Here is a 15,226-nt window from a genome sequence, read left to right as displayed (position 1 = left end):
TTAAATGTTTATGGTTTTAATTTCATGACATTAAATTCAGGGTCTGCTAATAATTTTGGGTCTAATACGGTATTGGACTGCATCCAACGTTTAGCCAGTTTGATTAATTTTGAATCATTGATTGCAATCATATTGATTAAGCAATTTTGATGATCTAAATACAGATAACTACATTGATCATCTGCACTTTTTCTCACCACAATCTGTTCTGTTCTTTCAGGTTGGTAAGTACCTAGTATTTGAATATTGAAGTGGTACTGATCTGACCATAACCAAGGAATATCGGTATATTCTGTTTCGATGCCCAACATCGACTTTGCAGCAGCAATTGCTTGATTCTGCGCATTTGCCCATGACTGAATGCAATAACCTAAACGTGGATGGATTGCGACATCACCTGCAGCATAAATATCCTGATCAGAGGTTTGACCAAAACAATTCACCACAATGCCATCTTTGACATCTAAACCTGCATTGACGCCAAGCTCTTTAGCAATGTCCGCACCAGCTCCAACCACGACACAATCAAACAACTCGCTGACATTGGGATGATTAACCACTTCAACTTTGCCTTGCCCTACTTCGATTAAGTGCAAGTTTTTACTATTCAAATGAATTTGCGTACCTTGTTGCTCATGTATCGCTTTCAAAAAATCAGATACATCGGGGCTAACACTTCGAGCACAAAGTCGATCACCATATTCAAAAATATGAACGTCCTTACCCTGTTTTCGTGCAGTTGCTGCAATTTCTAAACCAATCCAACCACCACCAACCACAGCCAATTTTTGAGCATGCTGCAAAATTTCTGCGAGACGTTCGCAATCTTGAACATTACGCAGCGTGACGACATTCGGAATAAACTGCCACGTATTCACAGGTACACGAGCACGACTTCCTGTAGCAATCAACAACTTGTCATAAGGCAATAACTGACCACTGTCCAAGATGACCTGTTTGTGTTGGCGATCCACTTCAGTTGCCACAGCAGGCTTATGCCACTGGATATTGAACTCTTGAACCTGCTCTGCTGAAAATAAGTTTAGGCTTTCATAACTTGCTTCTTTAGAAAGCACCTGTTTTGAAAGTGGTGGACGCTCATAAAACACCTGATCTTCATTTGAAACCACATGGATTTCACCTGAAAAACCATTTTGTCGTAGTGTACTGACTGCCCAACCCGCGGCTTGTCCTGCCCCAACAATTACGATTCTTTCCATAGCATCTCTCCCTGCTTCATCAGACTTTATGCAGGTTTCACTTGACGGCGAGTATGGTCATCTAAACCACCTTCAATCGCCCATTCAGTGAAAAGCTCTAAACGATGTTCCTCGACACGTGGTTGCCATTCTTCAGTCAAATAATCATCATTGGTGTAATACTCAAATGCACCACCCAATGGTGAATTGACGTACCAAAAATATGCTGAGGAAATTGGATGACGCCCTGGTCCAATAAACGTTGACCATTCAGAACGATTCATATTCAAACCACCGCCAATCACTTCATGAATATCACGAACCACAAAAGCAACATGGTTTAAACCAGCAGGTTTGTTTGGAATAGACAACAAAAACAAGTCATGGTGATAACCCTTACCTCGACAACGCAAGAATGCACCACGATTGCGATAAGCGTCTGAAAGATAGAAACCTAGCTTTTCAATATAGAATTTTTCGGTTTTTTCCAAATCAGGTGTGAAAAACACCACATGTCCAATCGCAACAGGCTGACCTTTTTCATACACTGGACTCGCTGCATTAATACGATTAACAGTTCCGTACTGATTAATCCCTTCTGTTCTTAATATTGGTAGCTCATGAGTGAAACTCTTTTGGAAACGAATCGTCATACCATTCGGGTCTACACATTGCACCATATCAGTCGTTGCTTGAAAGCCCTCAACATCAACCAAGCGAACCGCTAAATCTGCCAAATCTTGTTCAGGTTGATCAAGTCCCCATGTCACTTCGCGCAGTGTTGAACCTGATTCAATCGCTTGCGGTAGACGACTATCATCACAATCAAACAAATAAATCTTGCTACCATTCTGGGTTTGATAAAGATCAGCACCTTCAATATCTGAACTGCCTTGAGTCAATCCAAAGTCTGCCAAAAACTTATTGGAAGCAGCCCTGTCCTCAACACCAAACTTTAAAATCTCAATCCCTGTAATCATGAGACAAACTCCTTAATTAAAGACAAAACCGCCATTTACTGGAATATTTTGACCTGTCACAAATGAAGACAAATCCGACAGTAAATACAGTGCTGTTCCATTTAAATCTTGTGGTAGTTGCTGACGCTGAATCGCACGACCATTCACATATAAATCATGACGCTCTTGCGGTACATATTCAGTCGCCTCTACAAGTGTTAAACCCGGTGAAAGCGTATTGATACATATGTTGAATTGCCCAAGCTCTCTCGCCATCGAACGTGTCATTGCAACCAATGCACCTTTGCTGGCTACATAAGCCATTAGATTCGGTGCGCCCCACAAAGCCGTATCAGAAGCGACATTAATCACTTTTCCAGCATCTGCCTGTTTGAGGAATGGCACACATGCCTTTGTGACTAACCATGTGCCTTTGACGTTGATGTTCATGACCCGATCCCAGAGATCAGCGTCATAATCCATTAAACTTTTACCGCCAACATTGGTTGCTAGAGCAGCACAATTCACTAAGCCGTCTAATCCACCTAAATATTTAACAGCCTGTTCGACAGCCTGCTGAATTGAAACAGCATCAGCCAAATCGATTTTGACCGCCTCAACCTTTAAACCTCGTTGCTGAAGTTCAATCGCGACTTCCTGAACACGGTCATCTAAAATATCCGCCATGACGACTTGAGCACCTGCCTCAGCAATTGCTTGTGCAAAGTCACGTCCCAAGCCTCTTGCCGCGCCTGTGACAAGGACTTTTTTTCCTTGTAACAATGCAACATTAGCCATGCGCTTCTTCCTGCATTTCAATACGGTTTGAGGTATTCAAAGCTGCAATTTTCTTTAACTGCTTTTCTGCTTCTTTTTTCATTAAACGGCGTAAACGAGACAAACCGACATCATGTTGATAAAGGAATTCTTGTTGGCGTGCATTCGGAGCAAGATTTTCCAAGATGATTCGATCTTGTTCCAATACGTCCCAATGCAATTTTTCCAAGTGATTACGGTAAAGGAAACGCCAGACATTACGTTGCCAACCGCTCACTTTTCGGCAACGCCAGAAGAATACGCGAGTATTATTGGCATCAATCGGTGTTGCGTAACCCACAATCCAGAACTCACCACCCGGACCAAAATCTTTGCGATAAGGAATCGAGAGACGTAACCAGCTTGCACCCGTATTGGCATATTCAACCCAGTCGAAATTGACACCAACTTGACCTTCCTTTTCAAAAATAAAACCATGCTCAGTTGAGCGATGTTTCATCTCTGCGGTGCGATCACCTTCTGCCATTGAATGCGAAGTACAATGCAAATAACTGCCATGCATCGGGTCCATCACATTATCAATTGCATATTGATGATTCACTTTCCAATCAGCTTGGCAAAGGAATGCACTCCAGTCTTCGCTCGCAAGTTGTTCGGGAAAATCGAGCGATTTAGGTTCTTCATTCGGGTCAATACCGAACCAAAGAAAAATTGCACCATGTGCTTCAATTACTGGATAGCTTTTAAGACATTGAGTGCCTTTCATTGGACATTCATGGACAGCTGGTACATCTTCGACCACACCATCATGGCGAACTTCAACACCGTGATACCAACAAGCAACACGATTTCCAAGATTCCAGCCCAAAGAAAGACGCGCACCACGATGTGGACAACGATCTTCTAAAGCATGAACTTGACCTTTGTCGTCACGCCAAACCACAATATTTTCACCCAAACGAGTGATCCCAACTGGATTTGCGGCAACTTCCCAGCTCGCAAGAACTGGATGCCATTGATCACGTAAACCTAAATCTAAATATTCTTCAACACTTGGTGTTACTGACGATACTGCTGCGTTCATAATCGTTCTTCCTTGAATCAATAACCTAAACGTTGCATTTCTTCTGAGAAAGATTCAGAAGTCCAAAGCTCACCAGACTCACAACGAAAACCTTGTTGGTTTAAAGTCTGAACTAAATCTGCAAGCTCAGTCACACCAGCTGAAAAGGCTTTAATTAGGTGCTGAACAAAGTCTTGTTCATATACTGTTGGCTCTTTATAACGAGTCTGCCAAACTAAAAGTTCTGACTGCCCTGGAACCTGAATATTGTTAATTCCTGCTTCTGTTGCTGGCGTGGCATGAATCCAATTCGCTAGCTTTTCATTAAATGTTTTCACGCGATTCCTTCCTTCTCATTAAAACCTAGAGTTGAATTTGGACTTCTTTCCCTTCAACACGTACAGGATAAGTACATAGATCACGACATCCTGGCCCACTCTTTAACTCACCCGTTTGAATATCAAAAATCGCTTCATGCAACGGACATTCAACGGTTTGATCTTCAATAAAGCCTTCTGTTAATAAGGCATAGGCATGTGGGCAAACATTCTCGATCGCAAAATATTTTTCTTCGATGAAAAATACGCCAATTTTTTTACCGTCAACTTCAATCGCTTTAGGCTCGTCTTCGGTTACGTCGTCTTGCTGACAAACTGAGATCCAACTCATCCTTGCATCCTCATTTGTTTTGTATATAAAACATTATTTGATATAACAAACTTTAATAAAGAATACTCCTATGATGTTTTTTATGTCAAACTATATATATTGTTTAAAATCATAAGCTTGATATTTATTACACATTCTTTTACGTTTTACTTAAAAAATTATGTTTTATATATAAAACTATCTTTTAACTCTACTTTGCAGTTAGAATAGATTCTTAAGAAAATTAAATTTTTAATGCTTTGCATTTTTCTAGGAAAATTAAGCTGATGAACCAAACGATAGAAACAGACTCTCAAGAATCTGAACTCACAAAAAATGATGATCGCTATTTAGTACCCGGTTTGGTACGAGGCTTAGCAATTTTGCAGGCATTTGATCAACAAACCCAAGAAATGACGATCACTGAGATCGCTGAAATTTTGGATGTAAATCGTTCTAGTGCTTTCCGTCTGATTTACACATTAGAATCATGTGGCTTTCTTAGAAAAGCATCTCAAAAAACCTATGCACTTGATTCAAAGGTGATGGAACTCGGCTTCAACAGTTTGTCTAAACAGTCTCTTTTAGATTTAGCAACACCGTTGATGAAGGAACTACGCGATCAAACTAAACTTGCAGTACATTTGTCCATTTTAGAAGGTACACATATTGTCTTTATCAACAATGTACAATCGAATGGAACATTTACCAGCAATATAGGTCTAGGCACTCGCTGGCCTGCTCATGCGACTGTGATTGGACAAATGCTATTAGCAGACTTATCTGAAACTGAAATCCGTGATCGCTATAAAAATTTCAACCAATGGGAAACTTTTTCTGAACTCACCCCAAAGAATCTTAAAGAGCTACTTCAACGCCTCAGTTTTGTTAAAACACAGCGATCTATGGTCAGTTGGGGACATTACAATCATGATATGGCAGCTTGTGGCGCTCCAATTTTCAAACAATCTACAGGAAAAATGACTGCTGTATTGTCTGTAAGTTGCCCTTTAGCAACCTATGAAGAACACTATTTTAAAAATGAAATTGCAGAGATGGTTATCCAAACAGCGGATAAAATTTCCAAATTTATTTATTAGACTAAGGTTAAGTTCATTTTTCTAAAATATTTAGACATTGAGTGTATTCATTAAAATTTTTAGTGAATACTCATCAAAGTAAATTAATTTCAAAATACTGCGAAATAAAAAAGCCCTTGTATCAAACAAGGGCTTTTTTATTAATTTGGCAGAGGATCAAGGACTCGAACCTTGACGAACGGTTTTGGAGACCGTCATGCTACCATTACACCAATCCTCTATAACAGCTTGATTAACTTATTTAGTCGTTAATCACTAAAAAGTAAAAGATTACTTTTTAAAATTTGGTGGGGGCGAAGAGACTCGAACTCTTACACCTTGCGGCGCTGGAACCTAAATCCAGTGCGTCTACCAATTTCGCCACGCCCCCGATGGATGTGTATATTAGTGATAAACTTTCTTGCTGACAAGCCTTTTTTATAAAAAAACCATGCATCTGAAAGCTAATGCTTTTTTCATGAGCAAACAGAATTTTTAACCAAATAAAAAAGCCCTTGTATTAAACAAGGGCTTTTTTATTAATTTGGCAGAGGATCAAGGACTCGAACCTTGACGAACGGTTTTGGAGACCGTCATGCTACCATTACACCAATCCTCTATAACCGCATGATTAATCCATTTCTGATTTAACCATAAAAAAAGCAAGATAATCTTGCTTTTTAAATTTGGTGGGGGCGAAGAGACTCGAACTCTTACACCTTGCGGCGCTGGAACCTAAATCCAGTGCGTCTACCAATTTCGCCACGCCCCCGATGGGTATGCATATTAGTGACAAAGCGGCTTTATGACAAGACTTTCTGATAAAAAACCAATTCAAGTGAACATATAATATTCAAATCAAAGATTTATGTTTATTTTTACAACAAACTTATTGTTCGAATCGCATTTCTTAGCTCTGCAACTGAGCCAAAGCGTTCATCCATTTTTTTCTTTAATAAGCCATCAAGTATCGGCAAAAAACACTGTAGAGAATCTGGAAGTTTGATCTGTAACTGTTGGCAATGCAGTATTGCCCAATCATGATAGGTTTTTGCAGATAATCTCGATTGACAGAGCCATTCATATAGAATAATTCCAAAAGCGTACAAGTCACTTTGTACAGACTTGGGTTGACCATGAAACAGTTCAGGTGCCATGTAATGCGGTGTCGCGGTCAATAATTTCTTCGTACTAATAATTCGTTGACTCTGCTCAAAATCAATCAATCTACAAGTATCTAAATAACTCCTAAAATGCTCTGATTTCAGATCACCATGTATCCAACCACTTTGATGAAGTGCTTCAAGGGCATTTAAAGCAAGTAAAATTTGTTTTCTGATCTCATGCAGATCATTTTCAGGATTAAATTTTATAAAAAAATCGTTCGTATCTAACGTTAATAGCCCTTCTCCACTTTGCCTCGTTTCATTTAAAAAATTCAGCTTGGATAAATCAATAAGGCCATAAGGGACTAAAAAATCCGAACTAGAAATCTTATTTTGGCGATAAAACTCTAATTCGGCGTTAAATGAATCTTCTAAAACTTGGTTGTGTTGCTCAACATGAAACTTTAGCCAATATTTTTTATGACCTTGAGTTAATGTATATAAACGCCGTCCATATGAATGGCTTTTTTGTTTGGTCTGTAACGCTATCTCATCAAACGAATGATCTAAGTCAGAGATCAACATAATAGAATTCATTCTGCTGCTTATTTTCTTGCTTACGTAATGATGCCAAACAATGTTCTATTGTTTTACCGATCCGCGCATGCGTTTCTATTGAGGTGATTTTTGGCCATGTTGCTCGCTCACCTTCTTGCTGCAAAATCTTGAAAATCCTAGGTCGAGGATTTTTTAACATATAGTTATAATGGCGCAAACCATATTTAGCGATGATATTTACATCACCATAATAACGCTGTCCAAGTATGCCATAGCCATGATCAAGTACTCGACGAATTGGGAAAAAACCTCCCATATAGTTTCGTGTTAAATCCATCACTTCCATCGCAATCGCTTTCCCTTGATGACGGACAATGCGTTGAGGCCAACTTAATACATCTCTACGAAAACGATCTGTGTCGCTCTGCATAAATGGCACAATATGAGGATTCACCTGACTGGCGATGGTGTAGTTAATATTATAAAGACGCGCCATTTTTTCCTGAGGAAAATCACTACGCATACTCCCATCTACCCATTTTGTCTTTGCCATATAGGGGGTATGTTGTCCATCATAACGCTTACTGGTTAGATGCACAGGCGGAAATAATACAGGTACGGCACAAGATGCTAACACTGCGCTCCAAACCAAAACATTAGGTGCAGTTAATGCATTCATAATTCTAGGATTTTGAGCAGTATTATGCGGTGCTACGACAATATTGATATGTCGTTTAGATTGTTGATATGCCTCAGCAAAAGTTAAATCACCCAAATTATTCATTAAGAATTTTTTGAGATACATCACATCAGCCAAACCACCATGCCCTTTAATTAGCTCAGTCACGGTGCGAAAACGGAATGCATCACTAAAAAAATGCTGTCCACCAAGCAACTCAGGGATCTTATCGTTCTTTGAAACACCAAGCATACCTGTCATAATCGCTCCCGCACTCGACCCAGACAGAACACTTGGCATCAAATCTTGCTCAAATAATGCTTTACACACGCCTGTATGAAACAAACCCAAAGTTGCCCCTCCAGAAAACATGAGAGCAGGTTGTCCATAGGCTTTTTGGCATTCTTCAAAGAATTGAATTTTCTCTTTTAATTGGAAAGTTATACATTCGCTCGAGGCGAGATATTGAAAACAATCACTCACAAGTTCTACATAGTTTTCAATAATTTTTTTTGTTCCTACATATGTCTCAGCAAATAACATCGGATGACCAATATTTGCAAAATCATAAGACAATCCTTCACGAAGAACATAAATTAAATCAAGTGTTCGATGTTGAGTACGATATTTTTTTAATAAGGTGTATCGATTTGATAATGCTTCGGCATCAAAATAAGGCGACTGATTATCGTACTTCCACTCCTCTCTGCCAGATTCCTCATCCAGTTTTAGCGCGATTTCCTTCCATTCTTGATAACTTCTAGCATGCTGCAAATCCTCTTTTAGGACATCAACCCGATGTTTTTGATAGCTATTTTTCTTTTCTCTTACTTTGTTTAGCATCGTCTGTCCTATCCCGTCTTCATTTTTCTATTCATGCACTTATACAATGCAAAAACCTACTTAAACAATCAAGTATAAATTCTTGTTATTCTGCATCGTTTTGATGATATTTCCTTTATTTTCGTGCAAGCAGTGCTAGTATCAATCTTCATTAATCACTGAGTTTTGTGTGTTTTTATGGCTATCTTAGACTTACCAGAATCTATTCTTGCATCTTTGTCGAATGTTTTGACTCAATTACAGCATGTTCTGCCACAACCGAAGCAACCGACTGATTTTTCTGCAATCGCATTTAAATGGGAAAATCAAGAACTGATCGCCATACAACAACCTAAAAAAATGTATCTGGAAGATCTAAAAGGAATAGAGCGTCAAAAAGATAAAATCATTCAAAACACCTTGCAGTTTTTAAATGGTCTACCTGCCAATGATGTTTTACTAACAGGTTCTCGTGGCACAGGAAAATCCTCAATTGTTCGTGCTTTACTGACAGAATACTCTGATCAAGGACTACGTTTAATTGAAATAGAACGTGATGATTTATCTGATTTACCCAAAATCCAAAAACTCATTGAACAACGTCCTGAGAAATTTATTGTTTATTGTGATGATTTAGCATTCAACGCAGAAGATGAAAATTATCGCAGTTTGAAAAGCGTGCTAGATGGTTCTCTTCAATCAGGTTCGAGCAATTTTATTATTTATGCGACGAGTAATCGTCGTCACCTTCTACCTGAATTTATGCATGAAAATACCCCAGTACGAAAAGTGGACGTACCTCAATACACTGAATTACATCCACAAGAAGCGATTGAAGAAAAAATATCTCTTTCAGATCGTTTTGGAATGTGGCTTTCATTCTACCCAATGGACCAGCAACTATATTTGCAAATCGTTGAACATTACATTGTTAAAGCAGGCTTGGAATATAACGATATTGTTCGAGGCGAAAGCTTGAAATGGTGTCAAGCACGAGGGCAACGTTCTGGTCGTGCAGCATACCAATTTTCTAAACACTGGATTGGTTCAAAAAATTTAGAAAAGTTAGCGAATAAAGATCAAGCATAAACGCCTCAGATACTTAACTTGCTTCTTAATCGCACTCGCAATTGTTTCTTCTTCATTAAATTTTATAAAAACCAGGAAACAATTGCGTTGTCAAAGAACTCTGATTTCAATTATAAAAACGATATGAATTTCATGTGACTATAAAACAACACCACCTTGTAACTCAGCATATTTCTATTTCTAACATCTCTGATTATCATCTAAATCAAACAAATTTCGCTAGCAGATTAGTTTACTTTTCTATAATATTAGGTAGATCGGTATACCTAATATTAAATTATGAGTACAAAGTCAGCCAAACAAAAAATCTTAGATGCAGCATCTATCCTGTTTTATAACGATGGGATTACCAATACTGGGATCAATAGCATTACAGACAAAGCGCAAGTGGCAAAAATGTCGCTCTATAATAATTTCCCAACAAAATCAGATTTGATTAGCTGCTATATCGAAGCTCGTCATCAAGAATGGTTAGAATTATTTGAAAAAAGGAAAGCTCAAATTCACTCACCTATTGATGGCATTCTCGCTATTTTTGATGCTTACCATGATCATGCAGAGTTTGCCTATGAAAAAGGTTTTAGGGGCTGCGGCTTGTTAAATGCAGCAGCTGAGTTTCCTGCTCATAGTCCTGAGCGTCTAGCAGTCAAAAAGCATAAAGATGAAATTGAAAACATTGTTGCTGGGTATCTAATGCAACAATTTGAAGATTCTAAGAAAGTCCAAGAACTTGCTCTTTTAATTTCTTTTATTCTAGAAGGCTCAATTGCTAGAGCTGGTTTAGAAAGCTCAAGCATCAAAGTATTTGCAGCGAAGCAAATGGTTCAACGATTATTAGAACAAGAGATTAAAAATTGAATAGCAAAACTTCAAACCTCAGCTCCCACTCTGGTTTTATTGCAGTTTTGATTGCCTCAATTTTATGGGGTACTACTGGAACTGCGGCATCTTATGCGCCTAATTTAAGCCCTCTTGCAATAGGAGCAATTGCAATGGGTGGTGGTGGATTACTACAAGCCTTGCTCGCTCATAAAAAGATTTTAGATCATCTACCACAAATCAAGTCTTACTACCCTTTGCTTCTGATTGGAATGATTTCAGTAGCCATTTATCCTCTCGCTTTTTATAGCTCAATGCGTATGGCTGGAATTACGATTGGAACGGTAGTCTCGATTGGGTCGGCACCATTATTTACAGCTTTATTAGAAAAAATTTTCGATAAAAAAGCACTTTCATTGAAGTGGTTTATTAGTTTTATTTTTGGCGTTATCGGAGTATTACTTTTATCTGTGGGCGAAACACACTCTCATGGACCAACACAAAGCATTTCGACAGATCAAAAAACCATTGGAATCATTCTCGGATTGATTGCAGCTCTCACCTATTCACTATACTCATGGGCTGCTAAAAAAATGATTGATCGAGGTGTAGATTCAAAAGCATCAATGGGTTTAATTTTTGGTTTTGGCGCTTTAATCTTATTACCAACATTATTTTTTACGGGTTCAAACCTCTTTGATGAGTCTGTAAATCTTTATGTTGTTGCCTATATGATGTTGATTCCAATGTTTCTGGGCTATCTACTATTTGGGTATGCACTAAAAACGATCTCCGCAAGCACAGCAACTACGCTTACTTTATTCGAGCCACTCGTTGCTGCTTTATTCGCAGTTCTTTTAGTCGGTGAGCAATTAGCACCGATTGGTTGGGTTGGCATGGTTTTGATTTTTGTTTGTTTAGCCGTGTTGTCTAAAACAGACCGTCCAAAATAATTTCGAGTTTCAACCAATATTAAATAGCATAGAGCTATGATCAATAATTCAATATAAAAATTTAAATCGCAGATGCAGAAAATAAACTTTCTCTGCATCTGTTTTTTCTAATACTTAGTTACTTAGATCAATATTCTTGCGCTAATTTTTCCAAAGTAAATAGCATTTTTTTCACCACACTTCTTTTATGCTGCAACATATTTTTGATATTCGCTGGATTGAAACCCGTTAATTTCGCAATACCACGACTGGTCATATATTCACCAGTTTTCTCAAAATGCTTTTCACTCAAAAGTGTTTTGGCATTCGAGAATCTAACCGCTAACTTATAGTCACTTAGTTCAGACCACGCACCTGTTTTATATTCTTGAAAATCAAATTCTTTCTTCTGTTGAGCTGGTTTATCTCGAAGAATATTACTCAAACGATTGATAATGATTTTTTCTTCACTTTGTTCAATTAATTGATAAAGTTCAGTTTCTTCAAATGAACGGCCCAAAGAAAGATCTTTTTTATATTGTTCAATCACTTTCTCTTTTGATGTCTCGTTCTCATCACCTTGTTGAATGAGGCATAGAATCTTATATAAAGACTCTAATCGACCACATGTAAAAATATAAGAAATCTTCAACTTGTACTCCGCTATGAGTTTTAGCTCATCAAAATAAATAATTTATTCGACACTTTAACACGATAGCTGTAGCTCCTGAGCTTCAAGCTACATATTAATCAATGATTTGATCTTTAAATGTCTGAACTTAGAACAGATATAAGATATTTAACCGACCAACTATCAGGTCGGTTCTAAGTCTGTCATCGGCCATCTAGGTGTAGTTGTGACCGCCAGACCATCTTGTTGCCCTGCTTTTAAACGTTGATAACCAGCAAAGGCAATCATTGCTCCATTATCTGTACATAAGGCAGGTTCAGCATAATAAACTTGCGCTTTGATCTTTTTCAAAGAGGTTTCTAATTGCTCACGTAAGCGAACATTCGCACTCACACCACCAGCAATCACCAGTCGCTTCAAACCAGTTTGCTTCAAAGCTTTCACTGATTTTTTAACCAAAGTATCAACGATTGCTTCTTGGAAAGAAGCTGCGACATCTGCATCACGATTTTCTTCACCCAATTTTTTCAACTGAACAGAAACCGCAGTTTTCAAACCACTAAATGAAAAATCCAAGCCTTGATGTAACATCGGGCGAGGAAATTCAAATGCTTGTGAATTACCTTGCAAAGCTAATTTGGCAATATTAGGACCACCTGGGTATGGCAATTTCATCATTTTTGCAACTTTATCAAATGCCTCACCCGCCGCATCATCTATCGACTCGCCAAGTAATTCATATTGACCAATTCCATAAGCTGCCATCAGTTGCGTATGACCACCTGAAACTAGTAAGGCTACAAATGGAAATTCTGGTGGAGTTTCAGAAAGTAAAGGCGCAAGCATATGACCTTCCATGTGGTGTACACCGATGGCTGGTTTGTTAAATGCAAAAGCCAAAGTGCGTCCAAATAATGCACCTGTCATTAACGCTCCCATGAGTCCTGGTCCGCGTGTATATGCAATTGCATCTATTTCTTGTTTTTTGACCCCACTTTGCTCAAGCAACTGATTAATCAAAGGAATCATTTTTCGTACATGATCACGTGATGCAAGTTCAGGAACGACACCACCATATTCAGCATGCAGTTTGATCTGACTATATAGAACCTGTCCACGTAAGCCGAGCTCGCTATCATAGAGTGCTAACCCAGTTTCATCACACGAAGTTTCTAAGCCCAAAACAATCATTAAACTGCCTTTACAACGATCAAAAATAATATCGAAGCTATTATAGACTTGTGATCTGAGTTGTAAATGAGTAAAATACTGACCTTCACTTGCGATCTAGTGCAATCGTGCATTGGGTCTTATCCATAATCTTAGAGGATTTTACATGCCACAAGTTAAGTTGAAAGAAGGCGAACCAGTAGACGTAGCTATCCGTCGTTTCAAACGTTCATGCGAAAAAGCGGGTGTTTTAGCTGACGTTCGTAAGCGCGAATTCTATGAGAAACCAACTCAAGAACGTAAGCGTAAAAAAGCTGCAGCAGTTAAGCGTTATCAAAAGAAATTGACTCGCGAATCTGTACGTACTACTCGCCTTTACTAATTAATTTGTGATTGATTGCTGAAAAGACTATGACTACTTTAAAAGACCAAATTACTGACGTATTAAAAACTTCAATGCGTGCCAAAGATATGGCAACAGTAACGGTCATTCGTGGTCTACAAGCAGCAATTAAGCAAATCGAAGTCGATGAGCGCATTGAGCTTGACGATGCTCAGGTTCTTGCGGTCATTGAAAAACAAATTAAACAACGTAAAGAATCGATCAAGGCCTTTTCTGGCGCTGGTCGAGATGATTTAGCTAGTAAAGAACAAGCCGAAGTTGAGGTTATTTCTCAATTTCTACCAGCAGCTATGACTGAGGAAGAACTTGATTCTATCATTGAGCAAACGATTGCTGCTCAAGAAGCTACTAGCATGAAAGATATGGGTAAGGTGATGAATTCTCTACGTCCGATCATAGCCGGGCGTGCCGATCCTGCACAAGTATCTGCTAAAATCAAAGCAAAATTAAGCTAAGCTGCTTTTATCCCCCTCTCTATATTAATGTAAATGGATTCATTTAAATGAACCCATCTATCTATATCAATTAAAATCACACTGAATATTGTATTTTTTCAGCATTTGCATTTCTTTAGATTCTGCAACTTGATTAATCACATCTTGTTTCGTCATCGTTGCATATTGTCCAGTCAAAGATGATCGATTACGTTCAATTGCTTGATATAAATCCTGCACATATTGATTGGTAATACCACAGAATTTTGCCTGCTGTTCAGGACTAAAACGCGAAAGTTGAGGATCTAAACTACGCAGAAAACCACGCATATCCTGCGCATAATTTGCAGTAATCTTCTCTACAGAATTTACATATTGTTCAACAGAACTCGCTGAACTCACCCCGATCATGCTTATTGCAAAAATAAAAATAAAAATCTTTTTCATAAATCTTTTAACTTCTCAGTTATTCCTTACGCAGGACATCTTATCTTAATTCAAGAAAATTTGGCTTATGCTCAGTAAAAAATTCTTCCTTTGGCGCAGGAAGTTTGCCCTCTGTAACAGAGCCCAAACGCAAACGAATAATATTGGGTAGGTCAGTACGATACGAGTAAATTGGACTTGCACAATTCTGGCAGAACACACGTGCTTTATTGGGCGTATGAAAGTATTCTTTTAATTGATCTTGTCCAGATATAAATTGGAATTTAGTTTGATCAATTGGACTATTCCAACCTGCGATACTACCTTGAGCTTGTTGACAATGCTGGCAATAACACAAAATGCTCTGTTCGATTTCTCCATCATATTTATATTGAACTGCTCCACATAAACACTGTCCTTTTATCATTATTT

At 38.3% G+C, this 15,226-nt stretch carries 18 protein-coding genes and 4 tRNA genes; 6 read left to right on the top strand and 16 right to left on the bottom strand.

Going from position 1 to position 15,226, the window contains the following annotated elements; all coding sequences use genetic code 11:
- Positions 1 to 8: 8 nt before the first annotated feature.
- From H2677_RS05735 to H2677_RS05710, 6 genes are read right to left on the bottom strand one after another with little or no spacing between them, the layout of a single operon-like run.
- Entirely contained in the window at positions 9 to 1,220 is a 1,212-nt protein-coding gene (locus H2677_RS05735) for an NAD(P)/FAD-dependent oxidoreductase (RefSeq protein ID WP_199955222.1), read from the bottom strand.
- 26 nt (positions 1,221 to 1,246) lie between these two features.
- On the bottom strand, positions 1,247 to 2,179 hold the full coding sequence (locus H2677_RS05730; protein ID WP_212639335.1) for a VOC family protein: 933 nt from the start codon (positions 2,177 to 2,179) through the stop codon (positions 1,247 to 1,249).
- Positions 2,180 to 2,191: 12 nt separating this feature from the next.
- Positions 2,192 to 2,956: an SDR family oxidoreductase gene (locus tag H2677_RS05725; RefSeq protein WP_099948399.1), complete on the bottom strand. Its 765-nt coding sequence runs from the start codon at positions 2,954 to 2,956 to the stop codon at positions 2,192 to 2,194.
- Positions 2,949 to 4,019: an aromatic ring-hydroxylating oxygenase subunit alpha gene (locus tag H2677_RS05720; protein ID WP_212639334.1), complete on the bottom strand. Its 1,071-nt coding sequence runs from the start codon at positions 4,017 to 4,019 to the stop codon at positions 2,949 to 2,951. The genes H2677_RS05725 and H2677_RS05720 overlap by 8 nt, the downstream gene beginning before the upstream one ends.
- A gap of 17 nt (positions 4,020 to 4,036) precedes the next feature.
- Positions 4,037 to 4,336 carry a recombinase-like helix-turn-helix domain-containing protein gene (locus tag H2677_RS05715; protein WP_004953268.1) on the bottom strand — a complete coding sequence of 100 codons (300 nt, stop codon included), beginning with the start codon at positions 4,334 to 4,336 and terminating at the stop codon, positions 4,037 to 4,039.
- Positions 4,337 to 4,361: 25 nt separating this feature from the next.
- Complete coding sequence (locus tag H2677_RS05710) at positions 4,362 to 4,667, bottom strand: non-heme iron oxygenase ferredoxin subunit (protein ID WP_099948396.1); 306 nt, start codon at positions 4,665 to 4,667, stop codon at positions 4,362 to 4,364.
- A 266-nt stretch (positions 4,668 to 4,933) separates the two neighbouring features.
- Between H2677_RS05710 and H2677_RS05705 the strand changes: the two genes are divergently transcribed.
- Positions 4,934 to 5,746: an IclR family transcriptional regulator gene (locus H2677_RS05705; protein WP_004953262.1), complete on the top strand. Its 813-nt coding sequence runs from the start codon at positions 4,934 to 4,936 to the stop codon at positions 5,744 to 5,746.
- A 146-nt stretch (positions 5,747 to 5,892) separates the two neighbouring features.
- On the opposite strand, the gene H2677_RS05700 is transcribed toward H2677_RS05705, so the two are convergent.
- From H2677_RS05700 to H2677_RS05675, 6 genes are all read right to left on the bottom strand, one after another.
- Positions 5,893 to 5,966: transfer RNA gene (locus tag H2677_RS05700), tRNA-Trp, on the bottom strand.
- Between the two features lie 65 nt (positions 5,967 to 6,031).
- A tRNA-Leu gene (locus tag H2677_RS05695) sits at positions 6,032 to 6,116 on the bottom strand.
- 154 nt (positions 6,117 to 6,270) lie between these two features.
- Positions 6,271 to 6,344 (bottom strand) — tRNA-Trp (locus H2677_RS05690).
- Positions 6,345 to 6,412: 68 nt separating this feature from the next.
- A tRNA-Leu gene (locus tag H2677_RS05685) sits at positions 6,413 to 6,497 on the bottom strand.
- A gap of 106 nt (positions 6,498 to 6,603) precedes the next feature.
- Positions 6,604 to 7,428: a protein kinase domain-containing protein gene (locus tag H2677_RS05680; protein ID WP_212639333.1), complete on the bottom strand. Its 825-nt coding sequence runs from the start codon at positions 7,426 to 7,428 to the stop codon at positions 6,604 to 6,606.
- A complete protein-coding gene (locus H2677_RS05675) occupies positions 7,403 to 8,911 on the bottom strand; it encodes a DUF3336 domain-containing protein (RefSeq protein WP_004953257.1) in 1,509 nt (502 codons plus the stop codon). The genes H2677_RS05680 and H2677_RS05675 overlap by 26 nt, the downstream gene beginning before the upstream one ends.
- Positions 8,912 to 9,088: 177 nt before the next feature.
- Here H2677_RS05675 and H2677_RS05670 point away from each other — a divergent pair, with 177 nt between their 5' ends.
- From H2677_RS05670 to H2677_RS05660, 3 genes are all read left to right on the top strand, one after another.
- Positions 9,089 to 9,979, top strand: a complete 891-nt coding sequence (locus H2677_RS05670; RefSeq protein ID WP_005402916.1) for an ATP-binding protein — start codon at positions 9,089 to 9,091, stop codon at positions 9,977 to 9,979.
- 279 nt (positions 9,980 to 10,258) lie between these two features.
- Complete coding sequence (locus H2677_RS05665) at positions 10,259 to 10,837, top strand: TetR/AcrR family transcriptional regulator (protein ID WP_099948394.1); 579 nt, start codon at positions 10,259 to 10,261, stop codon at positions 10,835 to 10,837.
- A complete protein-coding gene (locus tag H2677_RS05660) occupies positions 10,834 to 11,751 on the top strand; it encodes a DMT family transporter (RefSeq protein WP_212639332.1) in 918 nt (305 codons plus the stop codon). The genes H2677_RS05665 and H2677_RS05660 overlap by 4 nt, the downstream gene beginning before the upstream one ends.
- A 127-nt stretch (positions 11,752 to 11,878) precedes the next feature.
- On the opposite strand, the gene H2677_RS05655 is transcribed toward H2677_RS05660, so the two are convergent.
- Positions 11,879 to 12,382, bottom strand: coding sequence for a hypothetical protein (locus tag H2677_RS05655; RefSeq protein WP_004913191.1), 504 nt, complete (start codon positions 12,380 to 12,382; stop codon positions 11,879 to 11,881).
- A 162-nt stretch (positions 12,383 to 12,544) separates the two neighbouring features.
- The gene (gene tsaD, locus H2677_RS05650) at positions 12,545 to 13,552 is read right to left on the bottom strand and encodes a tRNA (adenosine(37)-N6)-threonylcarbamoyltransferase complex transferase subunit TsaD (protein ID WP_099948391.1); all 1,008 of its coding nucleotides are present in this window, start codon (positions 13,550 to 13,552) and stop codon (positions 12,545 to 12,547) included.
- Between the two features lie 145 nt (positions 13,553 to 13,697).
- Here tsaD and rpsU point away from each other — a divergent pair, with 145 nt between their 5' ends.
- Both rpsU and H2677_RS05640 read left to right on the top strand, forming a co-directional pair.
- Complete coding sequence (gene rpsU / locus H2677_RS05645; protein ID WP_004652785.1) at positions 13,698 to 13,913, top strand: 30S ribosomal protein S21; 216 nt, start codon at positions 13,698 to 13,700, stop codon at positions 13,911 to 13,913.
- A 29-nt stretch (positions 13,914 to 13,942) separates the two neighbouring features.
- Complete coding sequence (locus H2677_RS05640) at positions 13,943 to 14,389, top strand: GatB/YqeY domain-containing protein (protein ID WP_004913195.1); 447 nt, start codon at positions 13,943 to 13,945, stop codon at positions 14,387 to 14,389.
- A gap of 66 nt (positions 14,390 to 14,455) precedes the next feature.
- Here H2677_RS05640 and H2677_RS05635 read toward each other — a convergent pair whose 3' ends face one another.
- Both H2677_RS05635 and H2677_RS05630 read right to left on the bottom strand, forming a co-directional pair.
- Positions 14,456 to 14,815, bottom strand: coding sequence for a hypothetical protein (locus H2677_RS05635; protein ID WP_042893279.1), 360 nt, complete (start codon positions 14,813 to 14,815; stop codon positions 14,456 to 14,458).
- 40 nt (positions 14,816 to 14,855) lie between these two features.
- Positions 14,856 to 15,221 carry a GFA family protein gene (locus H2677_RS05630; protein ID WP_130576086.1) on the bottom strand — a complete coding sequence of 122 codons (366 nt, stop codon included), beginning with the start codon at positions 15,219 to 15,221 and terminating at the stop codon, positions 14,856 to 14,858.
- Positions 15,222 to 15,226 lie beyond the last annotated feature (5 nt).

It is taken from the genome of Acinetobacter junii, assembly GCF_018336855.1.
Taxonomy (GTDB): Bacteria; Pseudomonadota; Gammaproteobacteria; order Pseudomonadales; family Moraxellaceae; genus Acinetobacter; species Acinetobacter junii.
The sequence above is the reverse complement of the archived record's forward strand: the minus strand, read 5'-3'. Positions and strand labels throughout refer to the sequence as shown.

Excerpts from the sequence above, each read along its gene's own strand:
- H2677_RS05635 (WP_042893279.1), bottom strand. The coding sequence starts at position 14,815 with ATGAAAAAGATTTTTATTTTTATTTTTGCAATAAGCATGATCGGGGTG.
- tsaD (WP_099948391.1), bottom strand. The coding sequence starts at position 13,552 with ATGATTGTTTTGGGCTTAGAAACTTCGTGTGATGAAACTGGGTTAGCA.
- H2677_RS05680 (WP_212639333.1), bottom strand. The coding sequence starts at position 7,428 with ATGAATTCTATTATGTTGATCTCTGACTTAGATCATTCGTTTGATGAG.
- H2677_RS05665 (WP_099948394.1), top strand. The coding sequence starts at position 10,259 with ATGAGTACAAAGTCAGCCAAACAAAAAATCTTAGATGCAGCATCTATC.
- H2677_RS05725 (WP_099948399.1), bottom strand. The coding sequence starts at position 2,956 with ATGGCTAATGTTGCATTGTTACAAGGAAAAAAAGTCCTTGTCACAGGC.
- H2677_RS05705 (WP_004953262.1), top strand. The coding sequence starts at position 4,934 with ATGAACCAAACGATAGAAACAGACTCTCAAGAATCTGAACTCACAAAA.
- H2677_RS05670 (WP_005402916.1), top strand. The coding sequence starts at position 9,089 with ATGGCTATCTTAGACTTACCAGAATCTATTCTTGCATCTTTGTCGAAT.
- H2677_RS05720 (WP_212639334.1), bottom strand. The coding sequence starts at position 4,019 with ATGAACGCAGCAGTATCGTCAGTAACACCAAGTGTTGAAGAATATTTA.
- H2677_RS05710 (WP_099948396.1), bottom strand. The coding sequence starts at position 4,667 with ATGAGTTGGATCTCAGTTTGTCAGCAAGACGACGTAACCGAAGACGAG.
- H2677_RS05640 (WP_004913195.1), top strand. The coding sequence starts at position 13,943 with ATGACTACTTTAAAAGACCAAATTACTGACGTATTAAAAACTTCAATG.
- rpsU (WP_004652785.1), top strand. The coding sequence starts at position 13,698 with ATGCCACAAGTTAAGTTGAAAGAAGGCGAACCAGTAGACGTAGCTATC.
- H2677_RS05675 (WP_004953257.1), bottom strand. The coding sequence starts at position 8,911 with ATGCTAAACAAAGTAAGAGAAAAGAAAAATAGCTATCAAAAACATCGG.
- H2677_RS05630 (WP_130576086.1), bottom strand. The coding sequence starts at position 15,221 with ATGATAAAAGGACAGTGTTTATGTGGAGCAGTTCAATATAAATATGAT.
- H2677_RS05735 (WP_199955222.1), bottom strand. The coding sequence starts at position 1,220 with ATGGAAAGAATCGTAATTGTTGGGGCAGGACAAGCCGCGGGTTGGGCA.
- H2677_RS05730 (WP_212639335.1), bottom strand. The coding sequence starts at position 2,179 with ATGATTACAGGGATTGAGATTTTAAAGTTTGGTGTTGAGGACAGGGCT.